This is a genomic window from Bradyrhizobium sp. RT6a, assembly GCF_040547675.1.
Taxonomy (GTDB): domain Bacteria; phylum Pseudomonadota; class Alphaproteobacteria; order Rhizobiales; family Xanthobacteraceae; genus Bradyrhizobium.
Map to the genome: position 1 here is coordinate 1026020 of NZ_JBEPQC010000001.1, position 23134 is coordinate 1049153.

Annotated in this window: 23 protein-coding genes; 5 read left to right on the plus strand and 18 right to left on the minus strand. The window is 64.1% G+C overall.

Annotated elements, in window-relative coordinates; all coding sequences use genetic code 11:
* Window position 1: 1 nt before the first annotated feature.
* From ABIC03_RS05010 to ABIC03_RS05060, 11 genes are all read right to left on the minus strand, one after another.
* Window positions 2-928, minus strand: a complete 927-nt coding sequence (locus ABIC03_RS05010; protein WP_354056031.1) for a Gfo/Idh/MocA family protein — start codon at window positions 926-928, stop codon at window positions 2-4.
* Window positions 925-1704, minus strand: coding sequence for a FadR/GntR family transcriptional regulator (locus ABIC03_RS05015; RefSeq protein WP_354056033.1), 780 nt, complete (start codon window positions 1702-1704; stop codon window positions 925-927). Before ABIC03_RS05015 ends, ABIC03_RS05010 begins: the two co-directional genes overlap by 4 nt.
* The gene (yjfF, locus tag ABIC03_RS05020) at window positions 1701-2681 is read right to left on the minus strand and encodes a galactofuranose ABC transporter, permease protein YjfF (protein WP_354056035.1); all 981 of its coding nucleotides are present in this window, start codon (window positions 2679-2681) and stop codon (window positions 1701-1703) included. Before yjfF ends, ABIC03_RS05015 begins: the two co-directional genes overlap by 4 nt.
* Complete coding sequence (locus ABIC03_RS05025; RefSeq protein WP_354056037.1) at window positions 2678-3670, minus strand: ABC transporter permease; 993 nt, start codon at window positions 3668-3670, stop codon at window positions 2678-2680. Before ABIC03_RS05025 ends, yjfF begins: the two co-directional genes overlap by 4 nt.
* Window positions 3667-5211: a sugar ABC transporter ATP-binding protein gene (locus ABIC03_RS05030; RefSeq protein WP_354056040.1), complete on the minus strand. Its 1545-nt coding sequence runs from the start codon at window positions 5209-5211 to the stop codon at window positions 3667-3669. The genes ABIC03_RS05025 and ABIC03_RS05030 overlap by 4 nt, the downstream gene beginning before the upstream one ends.
* Window positions 5212-5330: 119 nt before the next feature.
* Complete coding sequence (ytfQ, locus tag ABIC03_RS05035; protein ID WP_354056042.1) at window positions 5331-6296, minus strand: galactofuranose ABC transporter, galactofuranose-binding protein YtfQ; 966 nt, start codon at window positions 6294-6296, stop codon at window positions 5331-5333.
* 390 nt (window positions 6297-6686) lie between these two features.
* The gene (locus tag ABIC03_RS05040; protein ID WP_354056044.1) at window positions 6687-7859 is read right to left on the minus strand and encodes a fumarylacetoacetate hydrolase family protein; all 1173 of its coding nucleotides are present in this window, start codon (window positions 7857-7859) and stop codon (window positions 6687-6689) included.
* 112 nt (window positions 7860-7971) lie between these two features.
* A complete protein-coding gene (locus ABIC03_RS05045; protein ID WP_275167663.1) occupies window positions 7972-8949 on the minus strand; it encodes a HEAT repeat domain-containing protein in 978 nt (325 codons plus the stop codon).
* A gap of 2 nt (window positions 8950-8951) precedes the next feature.
* On the minus strand, window positions 8952-9185 hold the full coding sequence (locus tag ABIC03_RS05050) for a 4Fe-4S dicluster domain-containing protein (protein ID WP_007593252.1): 234 nt from the start codon (window positions 9183-9185) through the stop codon (window positions 8952-8954).
* Window positions 9186-9214: 29 nt separating this feature from the next.
* Complete coding sequence (locus ABIC03_RS05055) at window positions 9215-10957, minus strand: fumarate reductase/succinate dehydrogenase flavoprotein subunit (protein WP_275167664.1); 1743 nt, start codon at window positions 10955-10957, stop codon at window positions 9215-9217.
* A gap of 104 nt (window positions 10958-11061) precedes the next feature.
* Complete coding sequence (locus ABIC03_RS05060) at window positions 11062-11835, minus strand: ferredoxin--NADP reductase (RefSeq protein ID WP_354056048.1); 774 nt, start codon at window positions 11833-11835, stop codon at window positions 11062-11064.
* 208 nt (window positions 11836-12043) lie between these two features.
* On the opposite strand from ABIC03_RS05060, the gene ABIC03_RS05065 reads away from it, so the two are divergent.
* The 5 genes from ABIC03_RS05065 to ABIC03_RS05085 all read left to right on the plus strand — a co-directional run bounded on the left by ABIC03_RS05065 (window position 12044) and on the right by ABIC03_RS05085 (window position 16667).
* Window positions 12044-12340, plus strand: coding sequence for a gamma-butyrobetaine hydroxylase-like domain-containing protein (locus ABIC03_RS05065; RefSeq protein ID WP_027569172.1), 297 nt, complete (start codon window positions 12044-12046; stop codon window positions 12338-12340).
* Window positions 12341-12532: 192 nt separating this feature from the next.
* Window positions 12533-13306, plus strand: a complete 774-nt coding sequence (locus ABIC03_RS05070) for a Crp/Fnr family transcriptional regulator (RefSeq protein WP_275167666.1) — start codon at window positions 12533-12535, stop codon at window positions 13304-13306.
* A gap of 165 nt (window positions 13307-13471) precedes the next feature.
* Entirely contained in the window at window positions 13472-14893 is a 1422-nt protein-coding gene (locus ABIC03_RS05075; RefSeq protein ID WP_354056051.1) for an ABC transporter substrate-binding protein, read from the plus strand.
* The gene (locus ABIC03_RS05080; RefSeq protein WP_502916915.1) at window positions 14890-15798 is read left to right on the plus strand and encodes an ABC transporter permease; all 909 of its coding nucleotides are present in this window, start codon (window positions 14890-14892) and stop codon (window positions 15796-15798) included. Before ABIC03_RS05075 ends, ABIC03_RS05080 begins: the two co-directional genes overlap by 4 nt.
* Window positions 15795-16667, plus strand: coding sequence for an ABC transporter ATP-binding protein (locus ABIC03_RS05085; protein WP_354056055.1), 873 nt, complete (start codon window positions 15795-15797; stop codon window positions 16665-16667). Before ABIC03_RS05080 ends, ABIC03_RS05085 begins: the two co-directional genes overlap by 4 nt.
* A gap of 79 nt (window positions 16668-16746) precedes the next feature.
* Here the strand turns inward: ABIC03_RS05085 and ABIC03_RS05090 are convergent, their stop codons facing one another.
* The 7 genes from ABIC03_RS05090 to ABIC03_RS05120 form a co-directional block, all read right to left on the minus strand.
* Window positions 16747-17805 (minus strand): YeiH family protein, encoded by a 1059-nt coding sequence (locus ABIC03_RS05090; protein ID WP_354056057.1) that lies wholly within the window; start codon window positions 17803-17805, stop codon window positions 16747-16749.
* Window positions 17806-17953: 148 nt separating this feature from the next.
* Window positions 17954-18172 carry a hypothetical protein gene (locus tag ABIC03_RS05095; protein WP_007593267.1) on the minus strand — a complete coding sequence of 73 codons (219 nt, stop codon included), beginning with the start codon at window positions 18170-18172 and terminating at the stop codon, window positions 17954-17956.
* Between the two features lie 164 nt (window positions 18173-18336).
* The gene (locus ABIC03_RS05100; protein WP_275167672.1) at window positions 18337-19047 is read right to left on the minus strand and encodes an ABC transporter ATP-binding protein; all 711 of its coding nucleotides are present in this window, start codon (window positions 19045-19047) and stop codon (window positions 18337-18339) included.
* The gene (locus ABIC03_RS05105) at window positions 19044-19799 is read right to left on the minus strand and encodes an ABC transporter ATP-binding protein (RefSeq protein ID WP_354056060.1); all 756 of its coding nucleotides are present in this window, start codon (window positions 19797-19799) and stop codon (window positions 19044-19046) included. Before ABIC03_RS05105 ends, ABIC03_RS05100 begins: the two co-directional genes overlap by 4 nt.
* Before the next feature lie 2 nt (window positions 19800-19801).
* Window positions 19802-20821 (minus strand): branched-chain amino acid ABC transporter permease, encoded by a 1020-nt coding sequence (locus ABIC03_RS05110; RefSeq protein ID WP_354056063.1) that lies wholly within the window; start codon window positions 20819-20821, stop codon window positions 19802-19804.
* A complete protein-coding gene (locus tag ABIC03_RS05115; protein ID WP_354056065.1) occupies window positions 20818-21720 on the minus strand; it encodes a branched-chain amino acid ABC transporter permease in 903 nt (300 codons plus the stop codon). The genes ABIC03_RS05110 and ABIC03_RS05115 overlap by 4 nt, the downstream gene beginning before the upstream one ends.
* A gap of 87 nt (window positions 21721-21807) precedes the next feature.
* Complete coding sequence (locus tag ABIC03_RS05120) at window positions 21808-23067, minus strand: ABC transporter substrate-binding protein (protein WP_354056067.1); 1260 nt, start codon at window positions 23065-23067, stop codon at window positions 21808-21810.
* Window positions 23068-23134 lie beyond the last annotated feature (67 nt).

Genomic DNA, 23134 nt, shown 5'->3' on the forward strand with positions numbered 1-23134 from the left:
ATCAATCCACAAACGGTTCGACGATCGTGCGCCTGCCGAGCAGGAAGGCGTCCGCAACGAGACGAAGCGGCGCCAGATCGACGTCGCTCGCGCCCGTCGCGGCGAGCGTGACGAAGCGCCGGTAAAGCTCCCGATATTCCTCATCGGGCGCCTCGGCAACGGTCCTGCCATCGATCGCCATGATCCGGCCGCCGCGGGATAGCGTCATCCGGCCCTCGTCGGTTTCGACGAGGATATCCCAGCTCTGCGGTCCGGTCTGGCGGAAATCGAACTCGGCGGTCACAGGCAGGCCGTTGATGTCGGTCAGCGTCAGCTTCGCGGCGATCGGCGCCTGGCAATTGGCGGGGAAGGCGAGCTCGGCCGCGCTGACGAACACGGGCTTCGGCAGGATCCTGGTCAGGATCGACAGCGCATTGATGCCGGGATCGAACACCCCGAGCCCGCCGGGCTCCCAGATCCACGCCTGCCCGGGATGCCAGACGCGCACGTCCTCCTTCCAATTGATGTGGACGGAGGTGATCCGCCGCGCGGCAAGCCACTCGCGCGCCGGCTCGACTGCCGGCGCATGGCGCGAATGCCAGGTCGCGAACAACGTCCGCTTCGCCTCATCCGCCATCGCGATCAGCGGATCGAGCTCGGCAACGCCGGCACCGGGCGGCTTCTCCAGCATGACATGCTTGCCGGCCCTGAGCGCTGCAACGGCCTGGGCACGGCGCACTTGAGGCGGCGTGCAGAGCGACACCGCGTCGATCGGCGGACCTTTTTCCAGCAGCTCTTCGATGGTCGCGAAATGCGGCAGATCGGGCAGCGAGGCATTGCGGCTGGCGACAGCGGCCAGCGTCGCGCCGGGAACCGCTGCGATGGCGCCGACATGCTGGTCCCGCGCGATCTTGCCGAAGCCGACGATGGCGATGCGAAGTTCAGTCACGATCTTTCTCCAGCTTCCGCGGACGGCAGCGCTTCGGCCGGTACAGTCTCGATCACTGTCCCCTCATGGCGGCGCATGCCGTTGTGAATGACGTAGACCATCGCCTCCGACGCAGTCGTGGCATCACCGGCGGCGATGGCATCGACGATCTTCTGATGCCAGAGCAGAACGATGTCGCGGTCTTCCGGTTCGACCGGTGCGCTGAGCAGGAATGAGGCGCGCAGCGCAGCCTCGATGACGTGCCCGATCGAGCGCATGAAGAGATTACCCGACGCTCGCGCCACAGCGACATGAAGCGCGAGGTCGGCATCGGCAAAGCCGACGGCGTCGGAAGCTTCAAGTCGCATCCGCTCCATGCAGCGGTGCAACTCGGCGACGTCCTGCTCCGACCGCTGCGCGGCCGCCAGCATCGCCGCGCGCGGTTCGACCGCAAGGCGGATCTCGGCGAGGTCGTTGAGGAAGCGCTTGTCGATACCGGCGTCCAGGTGCCAGGCCAGCACGTCGGCGTCGAACATGTTCCAGGCAGCGCGCTCGCGCACCACAGTGCCGACTCGCGCCTTCGTGGTGAGCAGGCCCTTGGCCACCAGTGTCTTCACGCTCTCGCGCAGCACCGGCCGCGACACGCCGAACATCGCGATCATCTCGGCATCGCCGGGCAGCCGCGTGCCTTCCGCATATCGGCCGGCGATGATGTCGACGCCGATCGATCGGGCCACCTCCGCGTGATTGGAGTGCGCCCGGCGCGTCGGGATGACGAGGATGCGCGAGGTGGTCATGAGACTGCTCCCGCGCGCTTTGCCACGGGCCGGCGCGCGAGCGCGACCAACCCCTGTTGCAAGGCGATGAAGGCGAACAGCAGCACGCCGGTCGCGATCTTGGTCCACCAGCTCGACAGCGTCCCGTCGAAATTGATGTAGGTCTGAATCATGCCCTGGATCAGCACGCCGAGGAAGGTGCCGATCACCGAGCCCTGCCCGCCCGTGAGCAGCGTGCCGCCGATCACGACGGCCGCGATGGTGTCGAGCTCGACGCCGACGGCGGAGAGCGAGTAGCCGGCGCTGGTGTAGAAGGAGAAGACGATGCCGGCGATGCCGGCGAGAAGGCTCGACAGCATGTAGATCTTCACCGTCATCCTGCCGACGGCAACGCCCATCAGGCTCGCGGTCGCCCGGCTGCCGCCAAGCGCATAGACATTGGCGCCGAACCGGGTGAGCTGCAGCAGCAAAGCGCCGCCGATCACGATCGCAAGCATGATGATCGCGACCGCCGTCAGCCGCCCGCCGCCGGGTAGTCGCAGTGCGAAGTCCGACACGGTCGAATAGACCGGTGCTGTGATCGGCACCGATTCCGTCGAGAGCAGAAAGCTGGCACCCCGGGCGAGGAACATGCCGGCGAGCGTCACGATGAAAGGCGGCAGATCGAAGACATGGATCACCGCGCCCATCGCCGCGCCGAAGGCTGCCGAGAGCGCGAGGATGGCGACGAAGGCGACCAGGGGCGGCATTCCCCAACGCTCGATCGCCAGCGCGACGAACACCGTGGTGAAGCCGATCACCGAGCCGACCGAGAGATCGATGCCGCCGGAAATGATGACGAAGGTCATGCCGGTCGCGACGATGCCGAGGAAGGCGTTGTCGGTGAGGAGATTGCCGACCACGCGGGTGGATGCGATGTTGGGAAACTGCATCGCGCAGAGCGCGAATCCCGCGACGAGCACGATCGCCGTGATGAGGACGGGCCGCAGGCCTTTCATGCCTTTGTCCTCCGCAGCCGCGTCACCACGTCGGCAAAGCCGGACAGCTTCGGCGATTGCAGCAACAGCACGGCGAGCACCACCACCGCCTTAACCAGCAAATTGAACTCCGGCGGATAGCCCGACAGCAGAATCCCGGTGTTCATGGTCTGGATGATCAGCGCGCCGAGTACGGCCAGCACGAGACTGAAGCGGCCGCCGAACAGCGAGGTGCCGCCGATCACCACCGCGAGGATGGCATCGAGCTCGAGCCAGAGGCCGGCATTGTTGGCATCCGCGCCCATGATGTCGGCCGCAGCGATCACGCCGGCAAGCGCAGCGCAAACGCCGCACCAGACATAGACCGCCAAGATCATCGCGCGCGTACCGACGCCGGCAAGCTCGCTCGCCCGCGCATTGCCGCCGGTTGCCTCGATCAGCAATCCGAGTGCCGAGCCGCGCACCACCGCGCCGGTGAGGATCAACATGCCCAGCGCAATCGCGACCGGCACCGGCAGGCCGAGAATAGAGCCATTGCCGAACCAGACCAGATCGGGCGAGGAGAAGGTCACGATACGGCCTTCGGTGATGAGCTGCGCGATGCCGCGCCCCGCCACCATCAGGATCAGGGTCGCCACGATCGGCTGCATGCCGAGCACCGCGACGAGAAATCCGTTCCACAATCCGCAGATCAGGCCCGCGCCGAGCGCAGCCGCCAGCACCACGGCCAGACTGTGGCTGTCGGCAAGGCTCGCCGCGATCGCGCCCGAGATCGCCATGACCGCACCAACCGACAGATCGATGCCCCGCGTCGCGATCACCAGGACCATGCCGAGCGAGAGCAGCGCAACAGGCGTGCCGCGGTTGAGCACGTCGACCAGGCTGCCGAACAGCCGGCCGTCCTGGAGGCGCAGATCGAAGAATTGCGGCGACACCACGCGATCGACCGCCAGGATGACGATCAACGCAAGAATCTGTGCAAGGCCGCGGCGCGGCAACAGTGCGGTCATGCCCGGCCCTCATGCGCGACACTGGCGCCATCGGCCGCGATGGCGGCGAGAATGCTGCCGACTTCAATGGCCTCGCCGGCGAGCTCCTCGACATGAGCGCGGTCGCGCAGCACCACCACGCGGTCGGAATAGGTCACGATCTCGTCGAGCTCGGAGGAGATCACGAGCAGCGCAAGCCCGTCGTCGCAGAGCTCGCGGATCAGGCGGATGATCTCGGCATGCGCGCCGACGTCGATGCCGCGGGTCGGCTCGTCCAGCACGAGGAGCCGCGGCGAGGTCGCAAGCCACCTTGCCAGCAGGACCTTCTGCTGATTGCCGCCGGACAGCAGGCCGACGGGACGCTCCGGATCGGGCGGGCGAATGTCGAGCATCTTGACGTAACGGCTTGCGATCTCGTCCTGCTCGCGTCGCGACAGCGGCCGATGCAAACCGCGCTTGGCCTGGAGCGCGAGCACGATGTTCTCGCGCACGGTGAGCTCGGCGACGATACCGTCGGTCTTGCGCTCCTCCGGGCAATAGCCAAAGCCGTGGCGCACGCCGTCGCGCGGCGACTGAAGCCGGACAGGCGCGCCTTCCACCCTCGCCTGTCCGCGATCGGGGCGCTCGGCGCCGAACACCAGCCGCGCCGTCTCGGTCCGGCCCGAGCCGAGTAAGCCGGCGAGACCGACGACCTCGCCATGGCGCAGCTCGAGATTGAACGGCGCGACATAGCCGGCCTTGCCGTAACCCTCGAAGCTCGCGCAGACTTCGCGGGCCTGATGCTCGCGCGTCGCGGCCCGCGCGCTGGTGGTCTCGGCCAACTCGCGGCCGAGCATCATCCGGATCAGCTCGAGCCGCGACAGCGACGCGGTCTCCCGCTCGCCGACCAGGCGACCATTTCGCAAAACGGTGATGCGATCGGATATCTCGTAGACCTGGTCGAGGAAATGGCTGACGAAGACGATGCCAATGCCGCGCTTGGCGAGCTGGCGCATGATACCGAAGAGTATCTCGACCTCATGGCGATCGAGACTCGCGGTCGGCTCGTCCAGGATCAGCACGCGCGCCGAGAGATCGACGGCGCGCGCAATCGCGGTGACGTGCTGGATCGCCACCGAATAATTGCCAAGCGGCGCTGATACGTCGATGTCGAGGCCGAAATCCGCGAGCAGCGCCTTGGCGCGGCGTCGCATCTCGCCTTCGCGCACGATGCCGAAGCGCATCGGCTGCCGGTCGAGGAACAGGTTCTGCGCCACCGAGAGGTTCGGCAGCAGATTGACCTCCTGGTAGACAGTGGCGATGCCGGCCTGGAGCGCCGCCTTGGCCGAGCGCGGCGCGACCTCTTCGCCGCCCAGCCTGACGATGCCGGCATCGCGCGGAAATACGCCCGTGACGACCTTGATCAGCGTGGACTTGCCGGCGCCGTTCTCACCGAGCAGCGCATGGATCTCGCCGGCGCGAAGCGTGAAGTCGACCTCCTGCAACGCACGCACAGCACCAAAGCTCTTGCTGATCCCGCGCACCTCCAGCAGGGAAGCAGCGGAATCCGGGCTGTTCTCCATGACAAATTCACTCCCAGCGGCGCCCGCTGTCGATGCGGACACGGAACCTGTTCGTTCGCAGCAGTTTCGAAGGGGATCGCCGGACTGCCGAAACCCGGCGGCCCGGCGACGTCCTCGCCTCAGTAACCGAGGCCCTTCTTGCTGTCGTAGATCTTCTGCGGATCATCGGTGGCGGTGTAGAGCTTGGATTCCGTCTGGATCCATTTCGGCGGAACAGTGCCCTTGCCCTTGAAGGCCGCGATGGCATCGAGCGCGGGACCCGCCATGTTCGGAGTCAGCTCGACCGTGGCATTGGCTTCGCCGGCCACCATCGCCTTGAAGATGTCGGGGACCGCGTCGATCGAGACGGTGAGGATCTCCTTGCCCGGCTTGAGGCCGGCTTCCTTCATCGCCTGGATTGCGCCGACCATCATGTCGTCGTTGTGCGCATAGACCGCGCAGATCGATTTGCCGCCGCCTTCGGCCTTGATGAAGCTTTCCATCACTTCCTTGCCCTTGGCGCGGGTGAAGTCGCCGGTCTGGCTGCGCACCACCTTCAGGTTCGCATGCTTGGCGATGGCGGCGTCAAAACCCTTCTTGCGGTTGGCGGCGACGCTCGCGCCGACCGTGCCCTGCAATTCGACGATGTTGCAGACCTTGGCTCCGACGGTCTTCGCCAGCCAGTCGCCGGCGACCTCGCCTTCGTGCACGCTGTCGGAGGTCACGGCGGTGAGATAGAGCTCTTTGCCGGACGGATCGATGTCGCGGTCGAGCAGCACGACCGGGATCTTGGCCTCCTTGGCTTCCTTCAGCACCGAGTCCCAGCCGGTCGAGACGACGGGCGCGAGGAAGATCGCATCGACATTCTGCGCGATGAAGGAGCGGATCGCCTTGATCTGGTTCTCCTGCTTCTGCTGCGCGTCGGCGATCTTGAGATTGACCTTGCGCTTGGTGGCCTCCTGCTTGGAGACCGAGGTCTCGGCCGCGCGCCAGCCGGATTCCGATCCGATCTGCGAGAAGCCGATGGTGAGCTCGGCGGCGTTCGCCGGCAGCGCGAGCAGCAACGCGGCCGTGGCGCTGGCCGCAAAGAGGGCTTTGAGGATCATCAGGCGTATCTCCCAAAATGTTATCCGGGGCGCCAGTTGGTAGCATCGCACCCGCAGGCCGACCTTTGAGGCGGCGGGAGGGACTATTTCACGGAAGTTTGGTTCCGACTAGTCATATTATCTGACTATTCGCTCGGGACATCGCAGTTGGCAGGGCGGTCATCGTATGACACGCCAAGCGCGATTTTGTTCCGCGGATGCAACGGGAAGATGAACGAGATGATGTGGCTTCGCCAGCGCCACATCGTCATGGCCGGGCTTGTCCCGGCCATCCACGGCTTTGCCATGCAGGACCAAGAACGTCGATGCCCGGGACAAGCCCGGGCATGACGACCTTCTCCTGATTTCGATGTGCAATCGCCCGCTGTCGGCGGGGCAACATGCCGGCCGCTAGATCAGCTTCCGCTGCGCCAGATTCTTCATCAGCGCACCCATGCCGAACGTCCAGGGCTCGCACTCGTCGCTGGTCCGCATGCGGTTGACGAGTTTACCGAGCTGGGGCGCCGCAATGGTGACGATGTCGTCGCGCTTGTGGGTGAACCCCTGCCCCGGCGCGTCGCGATCCTTGACCGGCGCGAACATCGTGCCAAGGAACAGCACGAAGCCGTCGGGATATTGATGCACCTTGCCGATGGTCTGCTCGACCAGATCGGTCGGATCGCGGCTGATCATGCTGATCGAGGAATGGCCGTCGAGGACGAAACCGTCCTGCCCCCTCACGTTCAGGCTGATGTCGAGCTTGCGGGCGTCGTCGAGGGTAAAGCTGTCGTCGAACAAACGCAGCAGCGGACCGATCGAGCACGAGGCGTTGTTGTCCTTGGCCTTCGACAACAGCAGTGCCGAACGGCCCTCGAAGTCGCGCAGATTGACGTCGTTGCCGAGCGCGCCGCCGACGATCTTGCCGCGGCTCGAGACGAACAGCACCAGCTCCGGCTCGGGGTTGTTCCAGGTCGACTTCGGATGCAGCCCCGCATCCATGCCGGTGCCGACCGACGACAAGGTCGGCGCCTTGGTGAAGACCTCGGCATCGGGGCCAATGCCGACCTCCAGATACTGGCTCCAGGCGTTCTGGTCGATCAGCACCTGCTTCAGGTGCATCGCCTGGTCCGAACCGGGCTTGAGTTTCGACAGATCGTCGCCGATCAGCCGCGTCACCTCTTTCCGGATCGCTTCGGCCGAGGCCGGATTGCCTTTCGCCCGCTCCTCGATCACGCGCTCCAGCATCGAGATGGCGAAGGTCACCCCGGCGGCCTTCAGCGTCTGGAGATCGACCGGCGCGAGCAGCCACGGCTTTTTCGCATCGCGCTGATCGGGCGGCGTGTTGGCGACGATGGCTTCGAGATCGCCGATGCGCTCGCCCTCGGTCGCGGCAAGCGCCTTCGCCGGATTGTCTTCCTCGCAGAGCGTGCTGACGGTCGGGAATTTTGCGGTGACGTCGAACACACCATCGCCGCGCACGGCGACCACGGCCGGGCCATTCGCCTGCGGCAGCCAGACGCGGCCAACGAGCGTTCCGCGCGTGCCGTCCTCGGGGAGAAGGTCCTTAACCGTCAATGTCGTCATGGGCGCATCCTCGCTCTTTTCGGATCGACCTCCGCTCGCGGAGGCCTATCACATTGGCGAAGACCAATAAACGTCTGGGACGGGAAGTCCAGCGCGGCAGGCGGCTGCGCTTCTATGCCCCCGCCCGCGCTTTTCGGGCCGCGATCTGCTGAAGCGCCCAGCGCGCGTTCTTGCGCACCTCGGGATCGGGATCGTCGGCGATGACGGCAAGGAACGCTTCGCCGTCGTGGTGGGCGATCTCGCCGAGCGCAGCAGCGGCTTCCTTCCGCAAATTCGCCTGCTCATGGTTGACGCAATTGCCGATCGGGCGCACCGCGCGCTCGATCGTCATCCGGCCAAGGCTGCGGATTGCCTTCAGCCGCACCTGCCAGAACTCGTCACCGAGCGAAGCGATGAGCTGGTCGGCGGCGATCGAGCCGTTGACGTTGAGGCCCAGCGTTTCCGCGGCCATCTCCCGCACCATCCAGTCCGAATCCTTCAACGCGCGCGTGATCATCTCGGCTGCGGGCTTCATCTGCGAGAAGGCGAGCGCGCTGACGGCGGCACGGCGCACATGCGCGTCTGGATCGTTGATCAGCGCGGTCAGCGCCGGAATTGATTCCTCCAGCTTGAGGAACCCGATCACGCCGATCGCCTGCACCCGCACGGCGGCATCGGAATCCTGGAGCGCTTCCAGCGCGGGTTTCAAGGTGTCCTTGCAACGCAGTTCCTTGAGCGCACGCAACGCGCCCATGCGGACGAAGGCGTGGGCATGCTTGACCAGCGGCAGGATGATTTCGGCGCAGGCTGGATCCTTGAACTCCGCCATGCTGTCGGCCGCGGCGGCCGCAACGATTCTCTCGGGATCGACCAGCAGCTTCACCAGCGCGCTGGCGGCCTCCGGCCCGTCGAACTCGCCGAGCGCCATCGCGACCTGCTGGCGCACGCCGGCATCGGGATCGGCGACCATTTTGGCGAGATGGCCGACCGCTGCGGGATCGCCGGAATGGCCGAGCGCGATGATCGCGACGCGGCGCTCCCCTGGATCGGCGGCCTGGAGCCGCTCGTCGGCATCTTCGAGATCGTCGTAGGATTCGAACGGGCTCGACATGGCTACCTCAGCAGATAGGGAATGTTGACGGTGACGGCGCCGGTCGGGCAATCCGCCTCGCAGGGCATGCAGTACCAGCATTCGTCATAGGCCATGTAGGCCTTGTTGGTCATATCGCTGATACGCAGTACGTCGAGCGGACAGACGTCAACGCACACGGTGCAGCCCTTGTCCGCGATGCATTTGGCGTCGTCGACGACCACCGGAACCGATGTCTGATAGGAAGCGAGAGGCATCGTATGTCTCCTGTTATTTGTGCGGCGGGTCAGGCTGTCGCGCGGATGCGCTGCTTGTCGTAGAGATCCTTCTCGTCGTCGGCGATCGGCACGACATAGGGCTCCACGGCGCGCTTCTCGCTGCTCATCTTGCCGTCCCGCTTGCTCAGAAGCGTGTGGCAGAACCAGTTCTCGTTGTCCTTCTCCGGGAAATCGGTCCGCCAGTGATAGAGGCCCCAGCGGCTTTCCTCGCGGTAGAGCGAGGCATGCACCGCCATGTCCGCGCAGTCCATGATCGACTGGACTTCGAGCGCGCGGAGCAGTTCGTGCGCATTGCGCGCGATCATCCGCTCCTCCATGTCTTCCCTCGCTTCGGCGAGCCGACGCATGCCGAGCTCGTATTTGCGCGTGACTTTCGGCGGCTGCAGATAGTCATTGACGAGACGCCGGGTCTTGTACTCGATCTGGTTCGGTGGAATCCCGTCCTCGCGTTTGGTCGGCGCCATCACGCGGTCACGCTCCCTGGCGACATCGGCCGCGTCGAATTCCGCGAAATCGTGATTGTCCGCGAATTCCATCGCGTCGACGCCGGCGACCGAACCGTTGGTGAAGGCACCGAGCATGTAGTTGTGCGGAACGCTCGCCATGTCGCCGGCGGCATAGAGGCCCGGCACGGTGGTGCGCGCGTTGTCGTCGACGAACACGCCGGACGCGCTGTGACCGGAGCAGAAGCCGATCTCGGAAATATGCATCTCAATCGACTCGCTGCGGTAGTCGACCCCGCGCCCCTGCTGGAACAGGCCGCGCGTGGGACGTTCGACCTTGTGCAGCGTCGATTCGATTTCCGAGATCGTGTCGGGGTGAAGATGCTTGAGCTGGAGAAACACCGGGCCCTTGCCGGACAGCAGCTCGTTGTAGAATTCCAGCATCATCTGGCCCGACCAGTAATCGCATTCGATGAAGCGCGATCCCTCGTTGTTGGCGGTGAAGGCGCCGAAGGGACCGGCGACATAGGCGCAGGCCGGGCCGTTGTAGTCCTTGATCAACGGATTGATCTGGTAGCATTCGAGGTTCGCCAGGGCCGCACCGGCATGATAGGCCATGGAATAGCCGTCACCGGAATTGGCCGCGTTCTCGTAGGTGCCGAACATGTAGCCGGAGGTCGGCAGGCCGAGACGGCCGGCGGCGCCCATGCACAGGATGACGGCCTTGGCCTTGATCACCAGCATCTCGGCGGTCCGGGTATTAACGCTGATCGCACCGGCAATGCGTCCGTCGGCAGATTTGAGCAGCCGCGTCGCCATGTAACGGTTGGAGATCAGGATGCGGGCACGCCGCAGCTGGCGATACAGCGCCTTCTTCACGGTCTCGCCGTTCGGCATAGGCAGCACATAGGTGCCGATGTGGTGCACCTTCTTGACGGCGTAGTCGCCGTTCTCGTTCTTCAGGAAGCGGATGCCGAAACTGTCGAGTTCCTCGATGATCGAATAGCAATTTTGCGCGTATTTGTAGACCGCCTTCTGATCGACGATGCCGTCATTGGCGATGGTGATTTCCTTGGTGTACTGCTCCGGCGTCGCGTAGCCGGGAATGACGGCGTTGTTCAAGCCGTCCATGCCCATCGAGATCGCTCCGGAGCGCTTGACGTTGGCCTTTTCGAGCAGGACGACGTTGGCCTTCGGATTCTTCAGCTTCGCCTTCAACGCCGCCATCGGGCCGGCAGTGCCGCCGCCGATGACGAGCACGTCGCAGGAAACCTCCGAAAGTCCGTCGACGATCTGATCTAGTGACATCGCTTGCTCCTGGTTCGCCGGCAGGTCCGGCGCCTTTGCATCAGATTTGTTCAGCAGGCGTCCCGGCGATAGCAATTAGTTGTCGCCGAGGTGCGATTTGCGCCTCAGCGCTCGACAAAGGCCTTTTCGATCACGAAATGGCCGGGGCGGCTGTGATTGCCCTCGACAAAGCCACGCGCGGAAAGCATCGCGGGAAGTTCCTCCAGCATCGCAGGGCTCCCGCACAGCATGATGCGGTCGGTCTCGATATCGAGTCCCGACTGCCCGATATCGTCGAACAGCTGGTTCGACGCGATCAGGTCGGAGATACGACCGCGATTCCTGAACGGCTCGCGGGTAACGGTCGGGTAGTAGACGAGCTTGTCGCGGATCAGCGGCCCGAAGAACTCGTGATCGCGCAGGCCTTCGACGAGGTGCTCGCCATAGGAGAGCTCGGAGACCTGGCGGCAACCGTTGGCGAGCACGATGGTCTCGTAATTCTCGTAGACGTCGGGGTCCTTGATCAGGCTGGCGAACGGCGCGAGCCCCGTTCCGGTCGGGAGCAGCAACAGGCGTTTGCCGGGAATGAGATTGCCCGTGATCAGCGTGCCCGTGGCCTTGCGGCCGACCAGGATGACGTCCCCCTCCCTGATCTTCTGAAGGCGCGAGGTCAGCGGACCATCCTGCACCTTGATCGAGAAGAACTCGAGCGCCTCCTCGTGATTGGCGCTCGCCATGCTGTAGGCCCGCAGCAACGGCTTGCCCTCGACTTCCAGCCCGATCATCGCGAACTGGCCGTTCTGGAAGCGGAAGCCCGGATCGCGCGTCGCGGTGAAGCTGAACAGGCTATCGGTCCAGTGCCTGACCGACAGGACCGTTTCCTTCTGAAATGCGCTCATTGTCTCTCCTGACCTCGATTCCGCACAAGGTTTCGGAGAGACAGGAATCCGGCAACGCCGAACTGAAATTCCCGGTCGATTAGTTTCACATTTCGTGGACGATGATCGAAGAGCAGGCAGCGAAGATCAGCGTCGCGCACCTGTGCATGGCAATTAGTTGCTATCGCAGCAGCGCTGCGACAACGTAGACAAGGGTCGGAGACACGTCATGACCTTGGTGGCACCGACCGTGGCAGACTACGAAGCAAGCGCCGATCTCGCGACGCTCCGCGTCCGCACCGCTAAGGACGACACGCTGGACTTGCCGGCGGAAACGCTCCGCCTCTCCTGCAAATGTGCGCACTGCACCCGCGCCCGCTTCGACGGCCGCTTCCCCGAGCGGTTTCCAGGCATCGCGATCACCGAGATCGGCGATCTCGGTTACGGGCTGAACATCTCGTTTTCGGATGGGCATAACCGGGGGATTTACCCGAAGCCGTATTTGTTGAGCTTGGCCGGGCGCTAGGGATAGGATTCCTTCCTGCGTTCCGTTGTGTTTCCCCGCGCAGGCGGGAATCCAGTACGCCGCGGCCCCTCCGTATCCCATTGCTTTCCCTGGAATACTGGCTCGCCCGGTCTTCGCCGGGCGATGACAGGTGAGTGATTGGCACGGACATTGCTCCTCTTTAGAACGGTTTGAACGTTCCGGAGGCAGACGATGTTGCAGGCGGCCAATGTGGTTCGCGGGACCGGCCCCGCAACGGTCCGGCCTGCTGGCGGTTCCTCGCTGCTACTCACCGAGAACCAGCAATGGATCGGCGGACCGCCGGCATTGATGGACAAGCTCAGCCAGCGCGAGCGGGAGCTGGTGCTGAAGCAGGGCCGCCGAAAAGTGCTCAACCGTGGCCAGACGCTGTTCAGCCAGGGCGGCAAGCACGACGGTATCTGGCTGATCGAGAGCGGCCGTATCCGGGTGTTCTACACCTCCCCGCTCGGCCGCGAGATCACGCTGGCCTATTGGCATGTCGGCAATTTTGTCGGCGGGCCGGAAGTGTTTGAAGGCACTGTGCATCAATGGTCCGGCGTTGCATCCAGCAATTGCAGCGTGGTGCATCTGCCCGGAAAGGAACTGCGATCCCTTGCCGTCGAGATTCCGAACCTCGCGATCGGCCTGATTGAAGGCCTGACCTTCAAGGGCAAGTGCTATTCGGCGCTGGCCCAGATGCTGGGAACGCGCTCGATCACGCAGCGCCTTGCGCATCTGTTGCTGCATCTCGTCGACCTCTATGGCGTCGATGACGCCGACGGCCGGGTGATCGCGGCCGCCTTCACCCATGCCGATATTGCCCACATGGTCGGCGCCACCAGGCAATGGGTCACGATCAGCCTGAAGCGCATGCAGGAGAAGGGAATCGTGCTGACCAAGCGCTCCCAGATCGTGGTCTGCCGGCCCGACGTGCTGGAAGAAATGCGAGGGCAAGCGTCTGACTAGGGCTGGTGCCCACGCAAGCGGCTTTATATTGCAGGACTGCCCAAGGACTATGCAATCAACTTTTCCCGGCAACTAATCGACTGTGGCGCTCATTCCGGATTTGCCCTGCCCACGCCCTCACCCAATCATGGCAACCACAGCACATCCAACCGAATGAGGATGAGAATGGTCCGCCATCTTCCCACGCTCTCGATCGCGATGTCGGTGACGTCGCTGGCGCTTCTCCTCGCGCAGCCGGCCGCGGCGGAAACCGTCACGCTCGGCATTGGAACGCAGGACACCACCACCAACACGGTGACCGCCGGCGTCGTCATCCGCCAGCTCCATCTCCTCGAAAAATATCTGCCGAAGGAGGGCAAATACGCCAACATCAAGTTCGAGCTGGAGTGGCAGAACTTCACATCCGGTCCGCCCGTCACCAATGCGATGATGGCGAACAAGCTGCAGATCGGCATGATGGGCGACTATCCGTTGATCGTGAACGGCTTCACTTTCGACAGCAATCCGGAGAGCAAGAGCCGGCTGATCGGCATCGCCGCCTACAGCCTGTCGGGCTCCGGCAACGGCATCGTCGTTCACAAGGATTCGCCCTACTACGATCTCGCCGATCTCAAGGGCAAGCTCGTGAGCGTGCCGTTCGGCTCGGCCGCGCACGGCATGGTGCTGAAGGCGATGCAGGACCGCGGCTACGCGTCGGATTTCTTCCAGCTGGTCAGCCAGAGCCCCGAGGTCGGTTCGACCAATCTCCAGGAGAAGAAGATCGACGCGCATGCCGACTTCGTTCCGTTCGCCGAGCTGCTGCCGTTCCGCGGCTTTGCCCGAAAGATCTTTGACGGCGTCGAGACCAATCTCCCGACTTTCCACGGCATCGTCGTGCGCACCGATTTCGCCGAGAAATACCCCGAAGTCATTGTTGCCTACTTCAAGGCGCTGATCGCCGCCAATCAGTGGCTGCGCGACGATCCCAAGCTCGCCGCCGAGAAAATCCAGGAATGGACCGGCATCAACAAGGAGGTCGTCTACATCTTCCTCGGCCCCAGCGGCAACATGACCACCGATCCCTCGATCAAGCCGGCGCTGATCGACGCCGCAGCGGCCGACGTCAAGGTGCTGCAGAACCTCGGCCGGATGAAGGAGTTCGATCCCAAGAAATGGGTCGACGACAGCTACATCCGCAAGGCCTATGCCGAGATGAAGCTCGACTATGACGCGCGGCTCGCCAGCGCCAGTAACTACGAGATCTCCGGCGAAGATTCCTTCTGCAAGAAGCCGATCGCAAATCCGCGCAAGGCCGGCGAGGTCTGGGTCGACGATTCAGGCATCATGCCCTTCTCGTCGGCGAGCTGCACGCTCGGTGCCTATGCCGACTACAAGGCCAAGGGCAAGAAGATCAACGTCACCTACGTGTTCGATACCACCCGCGGCATCAAGCTGTTCGCCGACCAGGCCTTCTTCGCGGTCGGCAATGGCGAGGTTGCGCCGTTCCTGTTGAAGAAGGACGCTGAAGCCTATGCCGCCAAGATCAGCGGCAAGGTGCTCGGCTTCGACGACGCGGTGAAGGCGGCGGTCGGCGGGGGCAAGACGTGAGCAGTCCCGCCCTCCTCAGACATTCCGAGGACAGCATGCCGGCAAGCGCAATCGCGGAGGCCAGCGCCATGCCCGCCTCCACTCCACCCGCATCACCGCCCTCCTTCAGCACGCTCACGTTGCGCTGGTACCGGCTCAACCGCGGTGGGCTGCGTGCGACCGCGATCGGCATTATCTCGCTGCTCGCCTTCCTGCTGGTCTGGCACCTGCTGACGACCTATCGCGTCGTGTTCTTCGTGCGCTTCACCAACGTGCCCTCGCCGCTCGCGGTCTATGCGAGCTTCACCAAGGCGATCCACGATCCGAAATTCCTGCTGCACGTCCTCCTGAGCTGCCGGCGCATCTTCTTCGGCTTCTCGCTCGCGGCGATCGTCGCCGTGCCGCTCGGCCTGATCATGGGCCGCTTCAAGCTCGTCCACGAGATCATCTTCCCCGTGGCGGAGGTGCTGCGGCCGATCCCGGCGATCGCCTGGGTGCCGATGGCCATCATGCTGTGGCCGACCAACGAGCAGAGCATCGTCTACATCACGTTCCTCGGCTCGTTCTTCCCGATCCTGGTCAACACGCTGCACGGCATGTCGCTGGTCGATCCCGTGCTGGTGCGCGCCGCGCAATGTCTCGGCGCGCGGGAGCGCTCGATCTTCCGCGACGTGTATTTTCCAGCCTCGCTCCCGCACATCTTCACCGGCCTCACGGTCGGCATGGGCGTGGCCTGGGTGTCGTTGATCGCCGCCGAGATGATCTCGGGGCAGTACGGCATCGGCTATTTCACCTGGGAGGCCTATTCGCTGGTTCAGTATGCCGACATCGCGCTCGGCATGATCGCGATCGGCGTGCTCGGCCTCGGATCGAGCATGCTGATCCGGGGGGCCGGACAATTGGTGATGCCGTGGAGGCTGAAATGAGCGAGGTCGTTGTCAAGGCACCGCAGGGCCATATCGAGGTCAAAAACTTCTCCCTCAGCTACGACAGCATCGAGGGGCCGGTCGAAGCCGTCACCGATACGCAGATACATGTGAAGCCTGGCGAGTTCGTCTCGATCGTCGGTCCATCCGGCTGCGGAAAGTCGACGCTGCTCAACGCGGTCGCCGGCTTCCTCAAGCCGACCACGGGCATCGTCACCGTCGACGGCGAGACGGTGAACGGCCCCAGCGCCGAGCGCGGCATGGTGTTTCAGCAATATTCGCTGTTTCCCTGGAAGACGGTGCGGGAGAACGTCGAGTTCGGCCTGAAGATGCGCGGCATGCCGCGCTCGCAGCGCGAACGTGCCGCGCGCACGCTGCTGGGCCTCGCGGGCCTGGAAGCCTTCGAAAAGCATTATCCCGAGAAACTCTCAGGTGGCATGAAGCAGCGCGTGGGCATCGTACGCGCGCTCGCGACGGGACCCAAAGTGTTGTTGCTGGACGAGCCCTTCGGCGCGCTTGATGCGCAGACCCGGGTCATCATGCAGCAGATCCTCACCAACATGTGGCAGCGGCTGAAGATCTCGGTGCTGTTCGTCACCCACGACATCGACGAGGCGATCTTCCTCTCCGACCGCGTCTACTGCATGACCGCACGCCCCGGCTCGATCAAGGCGGAGATTCCGATCCCGCTGGAGCGGCCGCGGCAGCAGTCGATGATGATGTCGTCGGAATTCCTGGCATTGCGCCGCGGACTGATGTCGCTGATCCGCGAGGAGAGCATCAAGGCGATGGGCGGCGAGCTCAACGACATGGGCATGCAGGGCCTGAACATCGAGCTGCACGGGCATTCGCTCGCCGATGTGATTTAGCGATTTCTCGACGCTTACCCTCTTACTTCCCTTCTCCCGTTGCGGGAGAAGGAGGCGGAGTGTGGGGCAGCAGCTTGTCTCACTTGAACCAGTGCACCAGCGCGATGCTGATGCCGAGCAGTAGCAGCAGCGACAATGTCACGGCCGCCGTCACCCTGCCCCCGACATTGGCCAGCACCCTGACGTCGACACCCAGGCCCAGCGCCGCCATCGACACCACCGTGAGGAAGCTGGTGATCTTCGTCACCGGACCGACCACCGTGCCCGGCACGATCTCCAGGGATCGCAGGGTCGCCAGCGCAAGGAAGCCGAGGATGAACCACGGGACCAGGCGGAAAAAGCCGACATTGGCCTTCTTGGCGTCGCTGTGCCAGCGCGAGGCCGTGAGCGAGAGGCCGACGACCACCGGCCCGAGCATCAGCACGCGCATCAGCTTGACGAGCGTGCCGATCTGCGTCGAGACGAGCCCAGCCGGCACCGTCGCGGCCAGCACCTGAGGCACGGCATAGACGGTGAGGCCTGCGAGGATGCCGTACTGCGTGGCCGATAGCTGCAGCAACGGAATCAGCAGCGGCAGGCCGAGCACCATCATCACGCCGAGGATCGCGGTGAAGGAGATCGAGGATGCGATCTCGTCATTGTTGGCGCCGATGATCGGCGCCACCGCCGCAATTGCCGAATTGCCGCAGATCGAGTTGCCGCAGGCGATCAGGATCGAAAGCCGCGTCGACAGACCAAGCAGGCGGCTGATGCCGAAGGAGACGCTGAGCGCGATCACGACGACCGCTGCGATCGAGGCCAACAGCGCGACGCCCGACGCCGCGATCGCGGCAAAGCTGATCGAGGCCCCCAGCAGCATGACGGCAACTTCGAGCAGCTGCTTGGCGCTGAAGGCGATGCCGGACTGCCAGCGCGGCGCGGGCTTCCAGAAGCTGCGCACGGCCATGCCGAGCAAGATCGCCATCACCAGCGCCTCGACATAGGGATGCTCGAAGACACCCAATTCCGCCCGTTCGAGCAGGGCCGAAACGCCGGCCACGGCGATGCAGAGGAGGATGCCGGGAATCAGCGCAACGATGCGGCTGGTGGCCGTGGTCGGCTTAGCGTCGGCCGGGCTGGATGCTTGATTCTGCGACACAAATCTCTCCCAGAGGAGAAGGATTTATACGCAGCGCCAGCCGATTGGGAAATAAGTTTTCGACATATCAGAGCCGAGGGAAGTTCTATCCTCAACCCGGGATAATGCGGCTCGACGGCCAGGCGCCCTTTAGAAGATCAGGCGCGCCTTAGAAGATCAAGCTCTTGGCCAGTGAGGCAACGCGGCTGAAGCCGTCATAGACGCCGGGCTCGAAGAAGGCCGCGCGCGCCAGCACGATACCGGCGACCAGCGACCAGAACAGGCCGGTGCCGACCCGCAGCAGCAGCTTCGACCCGCGCGAGCGCGGCTGCGTGTCCGTTGCGGACACCAATTGCTCGCCGAAAGGCTCAAACCTGGTGCGTTCCATAGCAGTCAATCCATCAATTTCTGATCGAAATGTCGTCGTTTCGGCCCCAAACAGCAATGGAAGCGATTGGCGTATTTGCCCCTCGACGGGGAAACTCCTTCCGTCCATTAGACCCGGGGCAACAGTTTTCTTCTTTTGGCCTATTTGGACACTGGCGGCTCCGCCTAGAGGGCCAGATAACGTCGCCGGATCGTCTCGTTGGCCTTCAGCTCGTCGATCGCGGCGGCATAGACGATCTGGCCCTTGTCGATGACAGTGGCATGGCTCGCCAGCCCCAGGCAGAAATGCATGTTCTGCTCGGCGATCAGCACGGTCGATCCGAGCTTCCGGAGTTGCCGCAACAACTCGCCGATCCGCTGCACGATGATCGGCGCGAGACCCTCGCTCGGCTCGTCCAGCAGCAGCAGCGCAGGATTGCCCATCAGCGTACGCGCGATCGCGAGCATCTGCTGCTCGCCGCCTGACAGGCGCCCGGCGATGCGGTGGCGCAGCGGCTCCAGCAGCGGGAAGACTTCGTAGATGCGCTTGATGGGCCATTCGTCCTGGCCCTCCGGTCCGCGCTTCCGGCCGATGACGAGGTTGTCCTCAACCGTATGCTCCGGAAAGATCTGGCGGTCCTCCGGCACGAAGCCGAGGCCGGCGCGCGCGATATGGTGCGGCTTGCGGCCGGAGATCACCGCGCCGCGCAGGCTGATTTGACCCCGTCGCGGCGGCGCCAAGCCCATGATCGCCTTCATGGTCGTCGACTTGCCTGCGCCGTTGCGGCCGAGCAGTGCCATGGTCTCGCCCTGCCGCACCGCGAGCGCGACGCCGAACAGGATCTGGCTCGTGCCGTAGTAGACATCGAGATCGGCGACTTCGATCACAGCGCTCATGCGGCGGCTCCCGCATGCTCGGTGCCGAGATAGGCCTCGATCACGGCACTGTCATTGCGGATCTCGTCGGGCGTACCGTTCGCGAGAATGCGGCCGTAGCAGAGCACCACGATTTTCGGTGCGATCTTGAACACGATGTCCATGTCGTGCTCGATGAAGACCACGGTGATCTTTTGCGTCTCCCAGAGCTCACGCACCTTGTCAATCATGCGCCAGCGCTCTTCCGGGCCCATGCCGGCGGTCGGCTCGTCCAGCAGCAGCACTTTCGGTTCGAGCACCAGCGCCAGCGCGATGTCGAGCAGCTTCTGGTCGCCATGCGACAAGGTCGCAGCGGTGCGATTGCGTTTGCCGGCGAGACCCAGCAGCTCCATCACGTGCTCGGCGCGATCGCGCGTCTCGGGCAACGGAAAGCGCTTGTGCAGCACCGCGGAGGTGCGCTGGTCGGCGCTGACCGCGGCGAGCATGGTCTCCTGCACCGTCAGCGATTTAAAGATGCTGGCGACCTGAAACGCCCGGCCGATGCCATGGCGGACTATCTCCGGCGGCGAGCGGCCGGCGAGATCAACGCCATCGAGCAGCACCTCTCCGGAATCCGGCTTCAGCGCCCCGGTGATCAAATTGAAGAAGGTGCTCTTGCCCGCGCCGTTCGGGCCGATCACGGCCGTGAGCGAGCCGTCGGGGAAGTCGAGAGAGACGTCGTTGGTCGCTTTCACACCGCCAAAGGATTTTGCGAGGTTGCGGATTTCAAGCATGGCTAGCGCCCCTCGCCCGCATCGCGCTGGTGCGTGTACCATTCGGCGACGAAATCCAGCAGGCCTTTGCGCAGGCCCAGCGCGAAGAACAGGATCACGACGCCGAGCACGATGCCGTGGTATTCGGTGAATCGCGTGACTGTGTCGTTGAGCAGCAGCAGCAGTACGGTCCCGACCATCGGCCCGAGGAAGGTCGAGACGCCGCCGAGCATGTTGATGAAAATGCCCTCGCCCGAGATGGTCCAATAGGCGAATTCGGGATAGGCGCCGGAGACGAACAGCGCCATCACCATGCCGCCCATCGAGGCAAACAGCGCCGCCAGCACGAACACGGTGAGCTTTGCGCGCCAGACGTCGATGCCGAGGAAGCTCGCGCGCGCAGCGTTGTCCCGGATCATGCGCAGCGTGTAGCCGAAGGGGGACTGCGCGATCTGGCGCATTGCCAGCAGGCCGAGGACAAGGAGCGCACAGCTCGCGACATAGAGATGGACATGATTGGCGAGATTGATGCCGAGGAAAGCGGGACGCGGAATGCCGCCGCGCAGGCCCTGGTCGCCGCCGGTGAAGGAGGCCCAGGACAGGATGGTCGAGTGGATCAGCATCTGGAACGCCAGCGTGACGAAGGCGAAGTAGATCTCCTTCAGCCGGACGCAGATCGCGCCGATAACAGCTGCGACGAGCGCAGTGATCGCCAGCGTCGCGACGAACGCGACCGGAATGGGCACGCCGAGCTTCTGCATGATCAGGCCGAAACTGTAGGCGCCGAGGCCGAAGAACATGCCGTGGCCGAACGAGGTCAGCCCGGTGTAGCCGACCAGCAGGTTGAGCGAGGTCGCGAACAGGCCATAGGCGGAGCAGCGAATGACGAAATCGAGCAGCGCCTTGCTGTCAGTCAACAGCGGCAAACTGGCCAGCACGGCTAAGGCGATCAGCGCGATCAGGACATCGCGATAGCGTTGAAGCGCGGCGACGCTGCGCACCGGCGCCAGCCTGTCGGCGCGCCCGGCCTCCAGCTCGGTCATGCCGCCTCCTTGCCGAACAGGCCGGTGGGCTTCGAGACCAGCACGATCACCATGAACAGATACATCAGGCCTTCCGTGAACAGGGGAAAGCCGAGCGAGCCGAACGAACGGATCAGGCCGAGCAGCAACGCGCCAACCAGCGCGCCCACAATCGAGCCCATGCCGCCGATCACGGTGACGATGAAGGATTCGATCAGCACCGAGAATCCCATGCCCGGGGTCAGCGATCGCACTGGTGCGGCGAGCGCGCCGGCGAGGCCAGCCAGCATCCCGCCGAGCGCGAACACGCCGCCGTAGATCAGACCGGTGTTGATTCCGAGCGCGGATACCATGCCGGGATTGTGCGCGGCGGCACGGATCACCTTGCCGATGCGGCTGCGCGAGAGCCCAATACCGAGCACGATCGCCGCGACCAGCGCCACGCCGATCAGCAGCAGATAATAAGGCGGCACGACGCCACCCGCGATGAACAACGGCATCACCTGGAACGCCGCGGGCATGCCCATCGACTTGAATTCCGGCCCCCAGATCAGCCGCACCACATCATCGAAGATCAGCACGAAGGCGTAGCAGACGAGCAGCTGCATCAGCACATCGGCACCATAGACGCGGCTCATGAAGACGCGCTCGAAGATCAGCCCAAGGACCGCGGTACCGGCTGCACCGGCAAGCATCGCGAGTGCAAAGCTGCCCGTGAGCTGATAGGCCGTCATCGCGAAATAAGCGCCGAACATGTAGAAGGCGCCGTGGCTGAAATTGACGATCTTGAGCACGCCAAAAATTAGTGTCAGCCCAACCGCGACCAGGAACAGCAGCATGCCAATGATGAGGCCGCTGGTGGTTTGCGTCACCAGGCAAGCGGAGCTGGAGAGGCAGCCGGCAAGCGCGTCGAGATCCACGGGGGCACTTTCATTGTCGTGCGCCGATCCCGGCGCGGAGAGCTAAATGAAGACGGAGGCGATCGCTCGCCTCCGTCGCGCGGGCGATCAGGTGTAGCCCTTGCTCTTCTTCCACTCGGCCTCGAGCTCGAAGATGGTCTTCCAGTCGCCTGCCTTGACCTCGGGGACATAGGGCTCCTGCGGGATCGTGGTGCCCCAGCCGATGGCGTAGCCAACCAGCGTGTGGTCGTCGCCGCGCATAGTCACGGTGCCGTCGGCGCCGAACGGGCACTTGATGGTGAGGCCCTTCAAGACCTCGGCGATCTTCTTGCCATCGGTTGAATTGGCCTTCTTCGCGGCTTCGGCGAGGAACATCACCGCGGTCGCGTTCTGCCACGACCAGTTGGTTGGATATTCGTTGTACTTGGCCTTGTAGGCATCGCCCCAGGCCGCATTTTCCGGCGTGGTCGGGAACGACTTGATGTAGCGGTTGCCGGAATGGATGCCCTTGGGCAGGTTCTTCACCACGGTGAGCGCGGTGTAGTCGGCCATATTGACGGCGAACACCTCCATCTGGCCGAACATCGCGTAGATGTTGGCCTGGTCGATATAGGAGGTGAGATCGCCGCCCCATAGGCAGGAGTACAGCGCCTGCGGCTTGGCCTGCAAAATCTTGGTCACCACTTCGGTGTAGTCGGGCTGGAACAGTTTGGGCCAGGACTCGCTGATGATCTCGATGTCCGGCGCGAAGCGCTTCAGGTACAGCGTGAACTCGCCCGTGGTGTCGCGGCCATAGGCATAGTCGGGCGAGCAGGTCGCCCATTTTTTCAGGCCCTTGGCTTTCGAGATCGCAGCCGCATAACTGCCGCCGACGATGGAATCGTGGATGCCCTGGCGCACGCAGCGGAACGCGTTCGGGACGTGCTGCTTCGGATCGGCCGTCAGCGACGACGCTTCCGAGCAGGTGTGGACACAGAGCACGCCGAGATCGCGCGCCACCTCGTGCACCGCGAACGATCCGGACGAAGCCTCGCCGTCGATCAGCCACTCGCAGCCGTCAGTGTTGACGAGTTCGCGCGCGACGCGGGCAGCTTCCTGCGGCTGGCCCTTGGAGTCGCGGATCACCATTTCGATCTGCCGCCCAGCGAGCCCGCCGGCTGCGTTGACCTTGTCGACCTCGAGCATCACCGCGTTGCGGGACGACGTGCCGAGCTGCGCGACCCGGCCCGACAAGATCGTCGGCATGCCGATCTTGATGGTCTTGGCTTGCGCGCGCGCCACCCACGGCGCGGCAACACTCATCGCACCGGCGCCCATCAGCGCCAATGTTGAACGGCGGCTGATGCCCGGCGTGCGGGTTCTCGTCATTTTTCCCTCCCTCTGTCGGGTCGGCGTGTCCTGATCCCAGCCGGAGATCTCTCGTCTCCGTATTCCC